This window comes from Aquimonas voraii (genome assembly GCF_900101825.1).
Classification (GTDB): Bacteria; Pseudomonadota; Gammaproteobacteria; order Xanthomonadales; family Xanthomonadaceae; genus Aquimonas; species Aquimonas voraii.
This window is the reverse complement of record NZ_FNAG01000016.1, coordinates 25,843-42,010: the sequence shown is the minus strand read 5'-3', so window position 1 is coordinate 42,010 and position 16,168 is coordinate 25,843. Positions and strand designations below refer to the sequence as shown.

Sequence of the window (16,168 nt, the reverse complement as noted above, 5' to 3'; positions counted from 1 at the left end):
GGTGGAAGGTTGAAGACTCAGAGCGGGGCGGGCAGACAGGTCCCGTTGGCGCTGGGGCTGAGGGTGCCGAGGACGCTGGTCACCGTGCCGGGCGGATGGTTGTCGTCGAGCACGGTCAGCGGGTCGCTGGAGCCCGAAACGCCGCGTTCGAGCTGCACGGTCGCCGGAGCCGCCTGGCGGGCGCGCAGGCCGAAGGGGCCAGTCACGCTGTTGCCGCGGATGTCGAAGCAGCCGCTGCCGCGGCGGGCGGTGACGTCGGCCGTGTTGCCGAGGCCGGCATCCACGCCGGTCACCACGTTGTTGACGATGCGTGCGGTGAAGCTTGGCGTGGTGCTGGCATCCGGGGTGTCGACCAGGAAGGGCCGGGTCGTGCCGCTGTTGCCCGGGTGGTCGATCGTGTTGTTCTCGACCAGCACGTTGGCGCGGCTGGTCTGGCCGATGGTGCTGGTCAGGAACACGATCAGCGAGTGGTTGGTGGCGGTGACCGGAGCATTGATGGTGTTGCCGCGGACGATGGCGGTGAGGCCGGTGTTGGCGCCGAGGTCGTTGGCATTGCCGGCGACCTGGCCGACGAACAGGCTGGCGCCACCGAACTGGTTGAGCCGGTTGTTGGTCAGCCGCGCAGTCAGCCGGGCGTTGCCGCCGTTCTGCAGCAGGAAGCCCTCGTTGCCTGCGGTGAGGCGCCGCGCGACGCTGCTGTCGATGCTGATCTCGGAGAGCGCGTTCTCCAGCACCGAGTGCTGCACCGCCTGCGAGGCGTTGTCGCGGAACAGGCAGCGCTGGATGCTGATGACCGACGTGGAGCTGCCGCGGGTTTCGATCTGGATGCCGTCGACGCCGGCGCCGTCGATGCGGCAGTCGGCGATGTCATCGGCCGCGCTGTTCGGGTTCGCGCCCTCGCTGACCGCGGCATCGCCGTCGATGGTCAGGTTCATGCTGCCGGACTGGTTGTAGAACTCGAGGTTGTGCTCGACGCCGCCGCTGACCCGCAGGTTGCGCAGCAGGCCGCTGCCCTGCAGGCCGTTGGCGCCGGTCACGAGACCGAAGTTGATCGGCCCTTCGACCACGCCGGTGTTGTCGCCAATGACGCCGCCCAGCACGCTGTCGCGCAGGGTGAATCCGCTGACGTTGCGGCCGACAATGCCCGAGTTGCTGAAGTCGTTGAGCTGCATCCAGCGCAGGGCGACGTTGGCGGTGTCGAGCAGGACGATGCCGTTGCCGGTGGTGAGGCCGTCGGCGCCACTCTTGTTGGCGATGGTGCCACCCGAGCCGGCGCTGCCGCTGCCGGTGACGTTGAGACCGCCGCTGGTGCCGGTGTTGTCGAGCAGGATGCCGACGTTGCTGCCCGCGCCCGAACTGATCCGCTCGAACACCAGGCCAGCCGCGCCGATGGTGGTGTCGACCATGTTCAGCGCCGTGCCGCCGGTGGTGGTGAGGGTGTTGCCGCTGCCGGTGATGCCGAGGGTGCCGCCGCTGGCTGCACTCGGGCCGGCGCCGGTGGCCAAGAGGGCCGTGCCGGTGCTGGTGCTGACCGCCAGGCCGCCGCCGCTGAACTCCAGGGTGGCGCCGCTGTTGTTGGTCAGCTGCAGGCCCGGGCTGCTGCCGCTGCCGCTGAACACCTTGCTGCTGCCGCTGAAGCTGTAGGTGCCGCCCGTGCGGTTCTCCACGATCAGGCCGGCCGAGCCCGAACCGCAGCTGCCGGTGCAGCTCAGGTTGCCGCTCAGGCTGAGACCGGCGGCACCCGGCAGGCTGACCCGCAGCAGCGGGCCGGCCGTGGTCTTGGTGAGGTTGCCGCCGTAGTTGACCTGGCCGCTGGCGCCGCCCTCCAGCACGAAGGCGGGACCGCTGGCGCCGGACAGGGCGCCACTGCCGAGCGTGAGGTTGCCGCTCAAGCTGGCCAGGCGGACGTTGCTGCTGCCGCTGCTCGAACTCACTTCGCTGAAGGCGCTGCCGCCGACTTCGGTGATGCTGCCGTTGGCAAGATCCAGGGCCTGGCCGCTGCCGACGATGCGGTTCTCGCCCAGGCTCAAACTGCCGACGCCCGTGCCGAGCAGGCCGACGCCGGTGGTATTGCCGATCTCGATGCCGCGCACGCTGTTGCCGCTGCCCAGGGTGATGCCAGCGGTGTTCGCCGCCACGGTGGTGATCTGCGGACGCGCACCGCCCAGGCTGGGCCGCGCGACCGCGGTCGTCGGCGGGCTGATGCCGAACACCGCGTCGAAGACGCCGCTGGCGCCCTGGCCGATCAGCTGCTGGCCGTTCTTCAGGGTCACACCGCCGCTGTAGGCGCCGCTGAACTGGAAGATCTTGGCGTTCGCGCTGGCCGCAGCCACCGCTGCCGAGAGGGTCTGGAAGGGACGCGCGAGCGTGCCGTCGCCGCTGGCAGGCGCGTCGTCATCGACGAACCAGATCGCCTCGCCGCTGAGCGCCACCGTGGCGGTTGCAGTGGTGCAGGCGGCCGGCGCCGGAACACCGGCATCGCAGACCTCGAAGTTGAAGCTGTCGGCGCTGCCTGTCTCGCTGGCCGGTGGCGCATAGCTCCAGCTGCCGTCGGCCGCGGTGCTGACGCGGCCGCCTTGGGCGGTCAGCGCATTGGTCTGCACGGTCACGCTGAAGGGCGCGCCGCCGGCGCCGTCGACATCGCTGACGTTGGCCAGCAGGCTGGCGGCGTTGGCGCTGCCGATCGCGATGCCGATGTGGCGGTGCACGGCCACATTGGTGGGCGGCGTCACCGTCGGCGGGTCGTTCAAGGGCGTCACGGTGATGCTGAAGTTGACCGTGGTCGAGGTGTCGACGCCGCCGTTGGCGGTGCCGCCGTTGTCCTGCAGCCGCACGCTCAGGTTGGCCACCCCGTTGGCGTTGGCCGCGGGCTGAAAGCTCAGGTTGCCGCTTGTCGCATTGATGCCCGGCGAGGCCGTGAACAGCCCGGGGTTGTCATTGCTCAGGATCACGAAGCTGAGCGTCTGACTGATGCCGGCGTCGCCATCATCGATCGCGGTGGCCCAGACGGCGTTGTATGGGGCGCTGTCCTCGCTCACCGTCACGTTGCCGCCGCCGCTGAAGACCGGGGCGTTGTTCACGAACAGCACTTCCAGGGTGAAGGTCTGCGCGGCGCTGGTGTCGATGCCGCCATTGGCGGTGCCGCCGTTGTCCTGCAGGCGCACGCTGACCGTGGCCACGCCGAAGCTGTCGGCGGCCGGCGTGTAGCTCAGGGTGCCGGTGGCCGGATCGATGGACGGCGGTGCGCTGAAGGCCAGGTTGCCGGTGCTGCCGGTGACGCTGAGCAGGAAGTTCACGGTCTGGCCCGCTTCGTCGGCCGGGCCTGGGCTCATGCCCGTGGCGAAGCCGGCGACGGTCTGTGCGCCCGCGTTCTCAACCACGCTGGGCGCGCTCGCGGGAATCGTGAAGCTCGGCGCGTCATTGCGGGCTTGCACTTCGATCACCAGGGGCACCGCGGGGCTGACATCACTGCCGCCGAAGGCGGTGCCGCCGCTGTCGCGGAGAACGACGCTGAAGCTGGCGCTGCCGTTGCTGTCCGCTGCCGGAGTGAAGCTGAGGACGCCGCTTGGGCTGATGCTGGGCGGCGTGCTGAAGCTGAGCCCGCCCGTGACCGCACCGGCGGTGAGTTCGAAGCTGAGGGTCTGGGTGCCACCGTCGTTGTCGGAGATCGCGGTGGCCCAGCTGGCGCTGTAGGCGCCGCTGTCTTCGCCCACCACCAGCGGACTGGCGCCCGGGGTGAAGCTGGGCGCGTCATTGACGTTGACCACTTCGATCGTAAACACCTGCGCGGCGCTGCTGGCAACACCGCCATTGGCGGTGCCGCCGTCATCGTTCAGCACCACGCTCACCGTGGCGGTGCCCGAGGTGCCGTTCTGCGCGGCGAAGCTCAGGTTGCCGGTGGCCGGATCGATCGCCGGCGCCTGCGCGAAGGCCAGGTTGCCGGTGCTGCCGGTGACGGTCAGGGCGAAGCTCAGCGCTTGCCCGGCCTCGTCGACAGGGCCGCGGCTGATGGCGGTGGCAAAGCCCGCCTGCACCGTGGGGCCGGCGTCCTGGAACACCGGCGTCGAGCTCGCCGGAATATTGAAGCTGGGCGCATCGTTCACCGCCGTCACGTCCAGCACCAGGCTGACCGGGGCGCTCTGGTCGATGCCGCCGTTGGCGGTGCCACCGTTGTCGCGCAGGGCAAGGCTGAGCGTGGCGACGCCGTTGGCGTTGGCGGCCGGGGTGAAGCTCAGTACGCCGGTCGGGCTGATGGCCGGGCCGGTGCTGAACAGGCCCGGGTTCGAGTTCGACAGCACCACGAAGCTGAGGGTCTGGATGCCGCCGTCGTTGTCGTTGAGGTTGCTGGCCCAGGCGGCGCTGTAGGCGCCACTGTCTTCCAGGACTGCGATCGGGCTGGGCCCCGGGGTGAAGCTGGGGGCGTCGTTGACGTTGTTGACCGCGATGGTGAAGCTCTGCGGCGCGCTGCTGTCGACGCCGCCATTGGCGGTGCCGCCGTTGTCGCTCAGCACCACGCTGACCGTGGCGGTGCCGCTGGTGCCGGCCTGCGGGGTGTAGCTCAGGGTGCCGTTGGGCGCCAGCGCCGGGGCTACGGCGAAGCTCAGGTTGCCGGTGCTGGCGGTGACGTTGGCGGCGAAGCTCAGGGTCTGTCCGGCTTCATCGGCCGGGCCGGCGCTGATGGCGGTGGCGAAGGCGGCCACGGTCTGCGGGCCGGCGCCTTCCAGCACCGGCGGGGCGCTGGCCGGAATCGTGAAGCCCGGGGCGTCGTTCACCGGCGTGGAGGTGATCCGGAAGCTGACGACGGGCGAGACATCGACGCCGCCGTTGGCGGTGCCGCCGTTGTCGCGCAGACGCACATCGAGATCGGCGCTGCCGTTGGCATTGGGCGCCAGGGTGAAGCTCAGCACGCCGGTCGGGCTGATCGCGGGTGGGGTGGCGAACACGCCGGGGTTGGAGTTGCCGCTGAACTCGAAGCTGAGCGTCTGCGTGCCGCCATCGCCATCGCTGATCGCCGTCGCCCAGTTCTGCGAGTAGGGCGCGCTGTCCTCCAGCACCACCACCGGACTCGGGCCGGCGCTGAAGCTGGGCGCGTCGTTGACGTTGTTGACCGTGATGCTCATCGCCGCCGCTGCGGTCAGCGCTGGCGCGCCGCCGTCGCTGACCTGCACCTGCAGGCTGTAGGGCGAAGCAGCCAGGTTCAGCGCCGCGGCGTTGGCCACGGTGATCTGGCCGCTGCTGGCGTTGATCGCGAACACCGTCTGGCCGCTGCCGCCGACGACGCTGTAGCCCAGTTGGCCGTTGGCGCCGGCGTCGACATCGGTGGCGACCACGCTGCCGACCACGGTCCCGCTGGCGGCGTTCTCGAACACGCTGAAGCTCTGCGCGGCGATCTGCGGGGCTTCGTTGCGGTCGTTCAGGGTCACCGTCACCGTGCGGTTGAGGCTGAAGCCGGGCGCGCCCTGCAGGGTGACCAGCACGTCGAGGCTGAAGCTCGGGCGGGTCTCGAAGTCGAGCTGGCTGCTGTCGGCGATGCGGATCTCACCGCTCGCGCTGTCGACGCTGAAGCCGGCGCTGGGGCTCTGCGCCGACAGGGCGAAGCGCAGCAGGCTCGACAGCCCGCCGGGCGCCGCGTTGATGCTGCCCACGACGGTGCCGTTGGCGCTGTTCTCGTCGACGCTGAAACTGCTGTTGAGGAAGGACGGTACCAGCACCGGCAGGCGCATCTCGGCGACGTCGAAGCGGAAGAACACCGAGTTGCCTTCGCTGGCGGCATAGACGCCGCGCAGATCGACCTGCGGCTCCGCTTGGGTGGTGTCGCCGGCCGGATCGGTCAGCAGCGCGGTCGCGTCCCAGTCACCGATTTCGCCGTCGAGGCGGTAACCGGCGGCCCAGGCGACGCCGGCGCTGGAGACGGCGCCGAGCATCAGCGCCGCCAGCATCAGGCCGGGATGGCGGCGCAGGGTCCAGGCGGCGGCGAGGCCCAGCGCCAGGCAGAGCAGGATCAGCGCGCCGGCACCGGCGGCCGGGATCACGGCAGGGCGCGGCACCGGCGGCGGCAGGCCGAGTCCGGTGCCGAGCACCGGCCCGGCGGCATCGGTTGCGCCCAGCAGTGGGCTGCTGGCGAGGAAGGTCAGTCGCCAGGTGCTGCCGAGGCGATCGCCCAGCAGGCCGCGCGCCACGCCGAGCTCGACCACATCGGTGGCGCCGGGGCCGCGGTCCACGCCCACCGGATGTCCGGCCGGCACGCTCTCCGGCGCGCCGAAGCTGCCGCCGCTGCAGCGGCTGACGCTCTGGCTCTGCACCTGCAGCGGATCGAAGCTCACGCTCGCGTCGAGCCGCGCATCGATACCCGTCACGCTGCCGTCGGGCGTGCTCACGCTGCAGCCGGTGGCCGGATCGTTGTCCGAGTCGATCAGGACCGAGTACGAGTAGGCGTGAGCGGCCAACGGCGCGCCGGCCAGGGCCAACAGGCTGGACAGCAGGACGCGCCGGCCGTGGCCGACGAGATCGATCTTCATGGTGGAATCCCCTCAGGAGGTGCGTGACACGGCAGACTCGGCGTCCCTGGACCGGACCGCGAAGCGGCTCACAGTCTCTGCCTTCTTTGTAAGCGTGAAAAGTGCCGAGCACCCCTCATCCGGTCGCGGCGCGCGCGCCGGGCCAGCAGGAGCAAGAGGGCATACTGTCGGATCTGACAGCCATTCCAGCGGCCATGCACGGACACGGTTTCCTCGCCGACGCCCTCGTCTTCCTGATCGCTGCGGTGATCGCGGTGCCGCTGTTCCGGCGGCTCGGCTTGGGCGCCGTGCTCGGCTACCTCGCAGCGGGCGTGGTGATCGGCCCGCACGTGCTGGGCTTCATCAGCGATCCTGAGTCGGTGCTGGCGGCCTCGGAGTTCGGCGTGGTGATGCTGCTTTTCATCATCGGCCTCGAGCTTTCGCCGGCGCGGCTGTGGGTGATGCGCCGCCAGGTGTTCGGCATCGGCAGCCTGCAGGTGGGGGTGTCGGCGGCGCTGATCGGCGGTGCGATCGCGCTGTGGGGCCTCGGCTGGAAGGCCTCGCTGGTGGTCGGCATGGGCCTGGCCCTGTCGTCCACGGCGGTCGGCCTGCAGCTGCTGGCCGAGCGCAAGGCGCTGACCGCCGACTATGGGCGCACGGCCTTCGCCATCCTGCTGTTCCAGGATGCTTTCGCGATTCCGCTGCTGGCGCTGATCCCGCTGCTGGGCGAGGCCAAGGCCGCGGCGCAGTCGGCCCCCGGCCTCGACGCGGTGTTGAAGGCGGTCGGTGTGATCCTCGCCATCGTCATCGGCGGCCGCTACCTGCTGCGGCCGCTGTTCCGCGTCGTCGCCCGCGCGCAGGCGGTGGAGGTGTTCACCGCCTCCGCGCTGATGGTCGTCGCCGGCTCGGCCTTTCTGGTGCAGCAGGCCGGGCTGTCGATGGCGCTGGGCGCCTTCCTGGCCGGGGTGCTGCTGGCCGAAAGCGAGTTCCGCCACGAGCTGGAATCGCATATCGAGCCCTTCAAGGGCCTGCTGCTCGGTCTGTTCTTCATGGCCGTGGGCATGAGCATCGACCTCGGCGTGATCGTCGCCCAGCCGGGCCAGGTGGTGATCGGCACCCTGGCGCTGCTGGCGCTGAAGTTCGTCGTGCTGTGGGTGGTCGGACGCCAGGCGGCGAAGCTCAAGACCGGCGCGCCGCTGCAGCTGGCGGCGGTGCTGTCGATGGGCGGTGAGTTCGCTTTCGTGGTGTTTTCCGAGGCCGGCAAGGCCGGCCTGCTGGCGCCGGCCGAATCGAGCCTGCTGGTGGTGATCGTCGGCATGTCGATGGCGGCGACGCCGCTGCTGCTGATGGCGGTGGATCGCCACTGCGGTCGGCTGGAGAGGGCAAAGGCCGCCGCGCCCGCCTTCGACACCATCGACGACGCGCACGAGCCCAAGGTGATCATTGCCGGCTTCGGCCGCATGGGGCAAATGATCGGCCGCATGCTGCGTGCCCAGCACATCCCGTTCACCGCACTGGAGAACAGCCCCGAGCAGGTCGAGCTGTCGCGGCGTTTCGGCAACACGCTCTACTTCGGCGACCCCAGCCGGTCCGAGCTGCTGCGGGCCGCGCGCGCCGACCGCGCCGAGGTGCTGGTGCTGACCACCGATGACCCCGAGGCCAACATCCGCACTGCGCGCATGATCAAGCGCCTGTACCCGCATCTGAAGGTGTATGCCCGCGCGCGCAACCGCCAGCACGCCTTCCGGTTGATGGATCTCAACATCGAAGGGATCACCCGCGAGACTTTTCCGGCGGCGCTGGAGATGACCCGCAGCGTGCTGCTGGCGCTGGGCCAGGATGCCGCGGTGGTCGAATCGCGCCTGCGCACTTTCCGCGAGCATGACGAGGCCCTGCTGCGCGAGCAGCACCTGGTCTACGACGACGAGGCCGCGCTGGTGCAGAGCTCGCGCGAGGCTTTCGCCGATCTCGAACGGCTGTTCGAAGCCGATGCGGCCTCGGAACGCGCCCGCGGCGCGCAGGGCTGAGAGCCTGTGAGAACCCTCCGACTGCTGCGGCCGCCTCTGGCCGCCCGTGGCGGCAGCGCGCTACGTGAATTCCGCGGTCACTAGCTCGCCAAACTCCCTTGAATTCGCGCACGGCGCTTTGCCACGAACGCCCAGAGACGCCCTCGCTGCGGCGTCTGGGTTCTTTCGCACGCTCTGAGGAAACGTCTTCGTTGCAGCGGGCCGACCGCGCTTGAAGGGATGCCCTTCGGCTTGGGATCGCGGCGGCCGCTGGCGCAGCCCGCGCGGGCCGCAGCGTGGCTCCTGCGCTGGTGGCCTTCAGTCCGCCGGCGAGCGCAGTAAGCGCGCCATCGACGGCGGCGGCTTGGGGCCTTCCAACTCGCGCGCGATGTCGACATAGCCGCGGGTCAGTGCCACCTCAGCGGCGCTGCGCGCAAGGCTGTCGCGGCGGGTGGGGTCGGCACCTGCGCGCAGCAGGCGCTGCACCAGCGGCAGCAGACCGTGCTGGGCGCTCCAGTGCAGGGCCGAGAAGCCGCGCTGGTCCTGGGCATCCGGATCCACGCCGATCTCCAGCAGGCGCTCAAGCTGCGGCAGCAGGGCTTCGGTGCGCAGCGGCGTGCCGGCGGGTTCGGCCGCGCCGAGCAGCAGCAGCAGCGGCGTCTCGCCCAGCGCATTGACCTGGCCGAGGGCGGCGGCGCTGGGTGCGAGCGCGGCCCACAGCGCCAGCGCAGGCGCGGCTTCGGTGCTGCGGCAGCCGCGGCGGGCGGCATGGTGCAGTACGGTGTTGCCCTCGGCGTCGATGGCTTCACGGGCGGCGCCGTGCGCCAGCAGCAGGTGTACGCAGCGCGTCTGCCCCAGCGCGGCGGCCAGCATCAGCGGGCGCAGCGCGCCGGGCAGGGTCTGCTCGACATGGGCGCCGCCGGCCAGCAGCAGTTCGACCACGTTGGCGTGGCCCTGGCTGATCGCCGCAGTCAGGGCGGTCATGCCGCTGTCGGCGGCGAGCGCGGGGTCGAGCCCGGCCTTGAGCAGCACCGCCACCACGTCGGCGTGGCCGCTGCCGGCGGCGCGCAGCAGGGCGCTGCAGCCGCGGGCATCGCGCACGCCGCGATCAAGCCCGAGTTCGAGCAGGCAGCCGACTGCGACCGCATCGCCGGCCACCGCCGCGGCGATCAGGTCGGTATCGCGCAGGGCGCGGCCCGGGTGCGGCCAGCGGCTCCAGTCCAGCCAGCGCAGCAGGGCGGGATCACCGGCATGGATGGCCTGGCCCAGCGGACACTGGCCGTCGGGTCCGCGCCGCTGCGGGCTCGCGCCGGCGCGCAGCAGGCTGCGCACGCAGGCGAGATCGCCGCGTTGGGCTGCAATCGACAGCGCCGTCTGCCCGGCCCGGCCCGGCCGCGTCGGGTCGGCGCCGCTGGCCAGCAGGGCATCGACCAGGGTCGACCAGCCGAGTTGGACGGCGAGCACCAGGGGTGCCTCGCCTTCGTCCTCGCCGAAGGCATCGGCGCCGGCCGCCAGCAGGCGCAGGGCGCGCTGCTCGTCGGCGCCGGCCGGCAGGCGGGCATCAAGGCAGGCCCGAAGGTAGCGCGCCAGACCGCCGCGCCCCGCCGGCGAGGTGCCGAGTTCGAGCAGGGCGTCCAGCGCCTGCGGCGCCACCGCCGCGCGATCGAGCGCGCGCGCCAGCTGCGCTTCGCGGCCGTGCTCGCCGGCCGCCGGCAGGGCCGCGGCGAGCAGGGCCAGGGCGCCGCGCGGCTGGCTCACACCAAGGCTATCGAACAGTTCGCAGATGAGGTCGGCCGGCGGCGCCAGCTCGCGCAGCAGGGCGGGCAGCAGATCCGGTCGGCCGCGACGCAGGGCGCGGGTCAGGCGCTCGCCGAGTTCGACGCGCTCCAGACTTGCATCGACCGCCGCCGTCGTGCCCGGTGCATCGTCGACCGCCGCCGGCAGCGGATGGTCCGGGTCCATGCGCCCGACCAGGTCCCAGCGCTGCGCCGCGCGGGCCAGCTCCAGCGCGGTCTGGCCGCTGGCGCAGGCCTGGTCGGGCCGTGCGCCCATCTGCAGCAGGCGGGTGATGACCTCGGCGTCGGCGCGCGCCGAGCCGCAGGCGATGTGCAGGGCGCTGCGTCCGGCCGAGTCGAGCGCATCGACCGCCGGCGACTTGCGGCGCAGAGCCTCGACGCAGGCCAGCGAACCGGCGCGGGCCGCTTCCATCAGTGGGGTGGCGCCGTGGTCGTCGGCGCGCGCGGGGTCGGCGCCGGCCTTGAGCAGCGCCGCCACGATCGCCGCGTTGCCGGCGAGACAGGCCTCGTGCAGGGCCGTGCGCCCGAGCCGGCCGCGGGCATCGACCTTGGCCTTGTGGCGCAGCAGCAGTTCGACGCCGGCGGCATCGTCTTCACCTGCGGCCGCCGCCAGCAGGGCCGGCTGGCCGCCGTCGGGCTCGCTGCGGGCATGACGTTCGAGCAGGAAGCGCGCCAGCCGCCAGCTGCCGGCCGCGCAGGCCTCGAACAGCGGGCTGCGGCCGCCGCGGTCGAGCGCGTTGAGCTCGGCGCCGGCATCCAGCAACTGTGCCGCGACCTCGGGGTCGCTGCTGCGCGCCGCGTAGTGCAGGGGGGTACGGCCCTCGCCGTCGGCCAGGCGCGGGTCGGCGCCGTTGGCCAGCAGCATGGCCACCGCATCCGGACGGCCGTGGTAGCTGTCGCGGGTGCAGGCGAGCAGCGGGGTCAGCCCGGCGCGCGCTTCGTTCAGATCGACGCCGCGCAAGATCAGCGCGCGCAGCAGACCCAGGTCACCGAGCAGGCTCGCCAGCACCGCCAGGCTGCGCTGGTCGCGGCCCTCGGGGGGCAGCGGCGCGGCGGGCTCGGGCCCGAGCGCGGCGAGCAGGGCGGCCGCGCGTTCGACCTCGCCGCGCCGCGCCGCCGCGAACAGTGCGGCCACCGGCTCATCCGGCGTCGTCGCGGGCTGGCTGGGCGCGAGCGGGAGCTCGACCGCGGGAGCCGTTGGTTCGGCCGGGTTGGCGACCGCGGGCAGCGCCTCGGCGGCGGCGAGACAGGCCTGCACCCGCCGCGCCAGCGCGAGCGCGCACAGCGGCGCCAGCAGCAGCGCGTGCGCGGCCGCGGCCAGCGCCGGCAGGCCGCCGCTGCGGCCCACCTCGGTGCTGAGCGCCAACAGGGCGGGCCCCAGCTGCAGCACGCCGCAGGCGGCGCCGAGGGTGATGTCGCCGAAGTCGAAGTGCCCGCGTTCGAGCAGGCGCTGCCGGGTCAAGCGCGCGCGCGCCAGGTGCTGGCCAAGGCTGCGGCGGGTGATCGGCTCCGGCACCAGCAGCAGCACGGGATCGGGGAAGACGCGACTGGCCAACAGGCCGGCCAGTGCCACGCCTGCGCAGAACAGCAGCACGGCCCCCAGCGCGCCCGACTTCAGCAGCCCGGCGAAGGGCCAGGCCAGCAGCGGAACACCTACCAGCAGGGCGACCAGCAGGAGCAGTCCGCCCGCCAGCAGGCCGCGCTGCAGGGCCTGGCCCGTGCGTGGCACCGGCAGGCGCGCGCTGGCCAGCACCGCGCCCGCGGTCTGCAGGCCGAAAGCGCCGGCCAGCAGGGGCAGGCCCCACAGCGCGTCGAGCTTCAGCAGCGGTGGCAGGCCGTGCGCCGCGACCAGCAGCGGGGCGGACAGCGCCGTGGCCAGCGGCAGTGCCGCCGGGGCGGCCCGTACCGGGCGTTCAGCCGCCATGCGCGGGCATCATGTCCGGCAGGTGCTCGGCGGGCGGCGGCATCTGGATATGGAAGCCGCGCTCCAGCAGGTTGGCGCGCACCACCGCGGCATCCTCGCGGGCCAGGCGGCGTCCTTCGACCAGCTCGAAACTGAGCGCCGGCACCAGCGGACGCAGGCTGGCATGCAGGGCCTCGGGCAGGGCGTCGAAGGCGCCCTCCTCGCGCAGGTAGACGTAGGTGTCGGCGCGCTTCTCGCTGCGGTAGACGTAGCAACGCATGGGCGGATGGTGTCGAGGCCTGCGGGGATGGCGCGAAGGATAGCGCTCTGAAGGCCGGATCGGGCTTCGCCGCTGCGCGTGCCAACGCTGTCGCCTCGGGCCGTGCTGGACCGACAATGCGCAGCCGCGGGCGCCCGCCTGCGCCGCCCTGCCACCTGGAACCGCCGCATGTTCGATGTGCTGCTCTACGAGCCGGAGATCCCGCCCAACACCGGCAATGTCATCCGCCTCTGCGCCAATGCCGGCGCGCGCCTGCATTTGATCCGCCCGCTGGGCTTCGAGCTCGACGACGCGCGCCTGAAACGCGCCGGCCTTGACTACCACGAGTACGCCGAGCTCAAGGTCCACGACTCCCTGCCGGCCGCGCTGGCGGCGATCACGCCGGCGCGCCTGTTCGCGCTGTCGACGCGCGCGCAGCGCCGCTACGACGAGGTGGCTTACGGCGCGGGTGACGCCTTCCTGTTCGGGCCCGAGAGCCGCGGCCTGCCGCAGGCGGTGCTGGATTCGATTCCTGCCGAGACCCGGCTGCGCCTGCCGATGCGCCCGGGCAACCGCAGCCTGAACCTGTCGAACGCGGTGGCGGTGCTGGTGTTCGAGGCCTGGCGCCAGCAGGGATTTGTCGGTGGAATGTGATTCAAAGCACACTGCTCCCTGAACCCCGTTAACCCCGAGTTAAAAGGGCGGGCGCAGGAATTTCCTTTTGCAACAAAGGTTTGACGAAGGGAATTCAAGCTGGTTATGGTTCGGCGGTCCCAACGGCCGAGAGCCACCGCCAGTGCATCACGACGACTCGACGCCGCGCTCCGCGCCCGCCCGCCCTGTCCAGGCAGTCCGCCGCCCGCGCCCCGCCGACTTCGCCGATCCGGCCGCTACTGCCGACACGCCCGCCAGCTCGCCGCGCCTGCCGCTGTCCGCGCTGGCGCGCTTCCGCCGCGAGCACTGGTTTCTGGCCAGCCTGATGGCCACCGTCTCGACCTTCGTGGTGCTGACCATCCCCGGCTTTGCCGGCGCCAGCCTGGAGCCGCAGAGTGCGGCCCGCACCTATCTGCAGCTGGAGCTGCCGGCGCTGTCCGAAATCGCCGAGGCCGAGCCCTTGGAACAGACCGCAGCGGCGGCGGGTGACTGGACCACGGTCACGGTCCGGCCCGGACAGACGCTCGGCGCGATCTTCAGCGCGCAGGGCCTGTCGGCGACGCTCATGCACCGCCTGCTGGAGCACCCCGGCGCGCGCGAGCCGCTGACCCGCTTCCGCCCCGGCGCCGAGTTCGCCTTCCAGATCGAGGATGGCGAGCTGCGCGCCCTGCGCTTCGACCGCGACGAGGCCACCCGCGTCGTGCTGCATGTCGAAGGTGGGCACATCCGCGAGGAGAAGATCGAGCGCGAGGTGCAGCGCCGCGTGCAGATGGCCTCGGGCACCATCACCGAATCCCTGTCCGAGGCCACCGCCCGGGCCGGCATGTCCACCGCCAGCATGCTCGAGATGGCCAAGGTCTTCGGCTACGACATCGACTTCGCCCAGGACCTGCGCGTGGGCGACAGCTTTCATGTGGTGTACGAGGACATCTACCGCGACGGCGAGCGCCTGCGCGGCGGCGACATCCTGGCGGCGACCTTCATCAATCAGGGCAAGACCTACCAGGTCTTCCGCTATACCTTCGCCGACGGCAAGACCGAGTACTACGACGGTGATGGCAGGCCGATGAAGAAGTCCTTCCTGCGCATGCCGATCGACTTCGCGCGCCTGAGCTCGCGCTTCTCCAACGCGCGCCGTCACCCCGTGCTGGGCACGGTGCGCGCCCACCGCGGCGTCGATTACGCCGCGCCCACCGGCACGCCGATCAAGGCCGCCGGCGATGGCCGCATCAGCTTTGCCGGCTGGCGCAGCGGCTACGGTCGTACGGTCATCCTCGACCACGGCAACGGCGTCACCACCCTCTACGCCCACATGTCGCGCTTCTCCAGCTACAAGACCGGCGCGCGCGTCAGCCAAGGCAACACCATCGGCTACGTCGGCGCCTCTGGCCTGGCCTCGGGCCCGCACCTGCACTACGAATTCCGCGTGCACGGCGTGCACCGCGACCCGCTGACCGTGACCATGCCCAAGCCGCAGCCGCTGCCGGCCGGCGAGCTGGCGCGCTTCCGCGAGCAGACCCAGCCGATGCTGGCGCGCCTGCAGCAGATGCAGGCCACCGCCAGCGCACTCGCCTCGCGCTGATCGACCGCGCATGCCTGCGGGCGAGGATGGCCTCTACCTCGGCCTGATTTCGGGCACCAGCGCCGACGGCATCGATGTCGCCGCGGTCGAACTGCGCGGCGCGCGGGTCGAGCTGGTGGCCGGCCGCACCTATCCCTGGGACGAAAGCCTGCGCGCGTGGATCCTGCGCGTCTCCCAGCATGAGCCTCTGATCTCGCTCGACGAATTCGGTGAGCTCGACACCGCGGTGGCGGATGCCTTCGCGGCCGCCGCGCTCAAGCTCATCGACGACTTCGCGCTGGACCCATCCGCCGTGCACGCCATCGGCTCGCACGGCCAGACCCTGCGCCACCGCCCGACCGGGCCGCGGCCCTTCACTCTGCAGATCGGCGACCCCTCGCGCATCGCCGAGCGCAGCGGCTGCACGGTGGTCGCCGATTTCCGCCGCCGCGACGTCGCCGCCGGCGGCCAGGGCGCGCCGCTGGTGCCGGCCTTCCACCGTGCCGTGTTCAGCGCCGAGGGCGAGGCCCGCGCCGTGCTCAACATCGGTGGCATCGCCAACCTGAGCCTGCTCGGCGGCAGCGCGCACAGCCCGCTCGCAGGCGCGCCGGCGCCGGTGCTGGGCTTCGACTGCGGCCCGGGCAACGGCCTGATGGACGCCTGGTGCCTGCGCCATCTCGGCCAGGCCTTCGATGCCGGCGGCACCTTTGCCGGCGAAGGCGAGTTCCACGCCGAACTGCTCAAGCGCCTGCTGGCCGATCCGTACCTGACCGAGCCGCCGCCGAAAAGCAGCGGTCGCGACCGCTACCACCTGGCCTGGCTGGAACCGCAACTGGCGGGTCTGTCGCTATCGCCCGCCGATGTGCAGGCGACGCTGCTGGAGTTCACCGTCGCCAGCATCGCCGAGGCGCTGCAGCGCTGGCAGCCGCAGGGCCTGCGCGTTCTCGTGTGCGGAGGCGGAGTGCACAACGCCAGGCTGATGGCGCGACTGGCCGAGCGCTTGCCCGAACGAACGGTCGAATCCACCGCCGCTCACGGCGTCGACCCCGACTTCGTCGAAGCGATGACCTTCGCCTGGCTGGCGCGCGAGACCCTGGCCGGGCGGCCGGGCAATTTGTGCGAAGCGACGGGCGCGGCGGGTCCGCGCGTGCTGGGCGGGGTGTGGCCCGGCGCCTAGCCGAGCTTTCGCAGCGCCTCGATGGCTTCCTTGAGTGCGCGGCTCTCTTCGTCTTCCCAAGTGCCGGTGAGCCGGGCGATGTCGCCGGGCAGCGGCGGCTCAGGCTTCTCCATACCGAGCGCCTGGCGCAGCAGGCTCAGCACCACATCGTTGATCGGCCAGCCACGATCGCGCGCCATCCGCTTGATGCGATCGGCGATCTCGGAGTCGATGTCTTTGACGAGCAGGTCGGGCATGCAGGGGCGCACTGGCGATGGACACGTCCGCGCTGCGGCGGGCAAGGCCGTCGGCGGCGAGGAGACTGCGCGCGGTGCA

8 protein-coding genes are annotated in these 16,168 nt (G+C 71.8%); 4 read left to right on the top strand and 4 right to left on the bottom strand.

Annotated features, from left to right (window positions below):
- Window positions 1-17 precede the first annotated feature (17 nt).
- The gene (locus tag BLP83_RS16655) at window positions 18-6,518 is read right to left on the bottom strand and encodes an Ig-like domain-containing protein (protein ID WP_091245502.1); all 6,501 of its coding nucleotides are present in this window, start codon (window positions 6,516-6,518) and stop codon (window positions 18-20) included.
- Between the two features lie 194 nt (window positions 6,519-6,712).
- Between BLP83_RS16655 and BLP83_RS16650 the strand changes: the two genes are divergently transcribed.
- Window positions 6,713-8,524: a monovalent cation:proton antiporter-2 (CPA2) family protein gene (locus BLP83_RS16650; RefSeq protein WP_091245500.1), complete on the top strand. Its 1,812-nt coding sequence runs from the start codon at window positions 6,713-6,715 to the stop codon at window positions 8,522-8,524.
- A 297-nt stretch (window positions 8,525-8,821) separates the two neighbouring features.
- Here BLP83_RS16650 and BLP83_RS16645 read toward each other — a convergent pair whose 3' ends face one another.
- Together BLP83_RS16645 and BLP83_RS16640 are read right to left on the bottom strand one after the other, a co-directional pair.
- Window positions 8,822-12,223 carry an ankyrin repeat domain-containing protein gene (locus tag BLP83_RS16645; protein ID WP_091245498.1) on the bottom strand — a complete coding sequence of 1,134 codons (3,402 nt, stop codon included), beginning with the start codon at window positions 12,221-12,223 and terminating at the stop codon, window positions 8,822-8,824.
- On the bottom strand, window positions 12,213-12,482 hold the full coding sequence (locus BLP83_RS16640; protein ID WP_091245496.1) for a YcgL domain-containing protein: 270 nt from the start codon (window positions 12,480-12,482) through the stop codon (window positions 12,213-12,215). The genes BLP83_RS16645 and BLP83_RS16640 overlap by 11 nt, the downstream gene beginning before the upstream one ends.
- 168 nt (window positions 12,483-12,650) lie before the next feature.
- Here BLP83_RS16640 and BLP83_RS16635 point away from each other — a divergent pair, with 168 nt between their 5' ends.
- The 3 genes from BLP83_RS16635 to BLP83_RS16625 all read left to right on the top strand — a co-directional run bounded on the left by BLP83_RS16635 (window position 12,651) and on the right by BLP83_RS16625 (window position 15,853).
- Window positions 12,651-13,115, top strand: coding sequence for a tRNA (cytidine(34)-2'-O)-methyltransferase (locus BLP83_RS16635; RefSeq protein ID WP_091245543.1), 465 nt, complete (start codon window positions 12,651-12,653; stop codon window positions 13,113-13,115).
- Between the two features lie 142 nt (window positions 13,116-13,257).
- The gene (locus tag BLP83_RS16630) at window positions 13,258-14,697 is read left to right on the top strand and encodes an OapA family protein (protein WP_245680067.1); all 1,440 of its coding nucleotides are present in this window, start codon (window positions 13,258-13,260) and stop codon (window positions 14,695-14,697) included.
- Window positions 14,698-14,707: 10 nt separating this feature from the next.
- Window positions 14,708-15,853: an anhydro-N-acetylmuramic acid kinase gene (locus tag BLP83_RS16625; protein WP_091245494.1), complete on the top strand. Its 1,146-nt coding sequence runs from the start codon at window positions 14,708-14,710 to the stop codon at window positions 15,851-15,853.
- On the opposite strand, the gene BLP83_RS16620 is transcribed toward BLP83_RS16625, so the two are convergent.
- A complete protein-coding gene (locus tag BLP83_RS16620) occupies window positions 15,850-16,089 on the bottom strand; it encodes a hypothetical protein (RefSeq protein WP_091245492.1) in 240 nt (79 codons plus the stop codon). The genes BLP83_RS16625 and BLP83_RS16620 overlap by 4 nt on opposite strands.
- Window positions 16,090-16,168: the final 79 nt, after the last annotated feature.

Bases quoted from the DNA above. Each gene is read 5' to 3' on its own strand.
- BLP83_RS16655 (WP_091245502.1), bottom strand. From the start codon at position 6,518: ATGAAGATCGATCTCGTCGGCCACGGCCGGCGCGTCCTGCTGTCCAGC.
- BLP83_RS16650 (WP_091245500.1), top strand. From the start codon at position 6,713: ATGCACGGACACGGTTTCCTCGCCGACGCCCTCGTCTTCCTGATCGCT.
- BLP83_RS16645 (WP_091245498.1), bottom strand. From the start codon at position 12,223: ATGGCGGCTGAACGCCCGGTACGGGCCGCCCCGGCGGCACTGCCGCTG.
- BLP83_RS16640 (WP_091245496.1), bottom strand. From the start codon at position 12,482: ATGCGTTGCTACGTCTACCGCAGCGAGAAGCGCGCCGACACCTACGTC.
- BLP83_RS16635 (WP_091245543.1), top strand. From the start codon at position 12,651: ATGTTCGATGTGCTGCTCTACGAGCCGGAGATCCCGCCCAACACCGGC.
- BLP83_RS16625 (WP_091245494.1), top strand. From the start codon at position 14,708: ATGCCTGCGGGCGAGGATGGCCTCTACCTCGGCCTGATTTCGGGCACC.
- BLP83_RS16620 (WP_091245492.1), bottom strand. From the start codon at position 16,089: ATGCCCGACCTGCTCGTCAAAGACATCGACTCCGAGATCGCCGATCGC.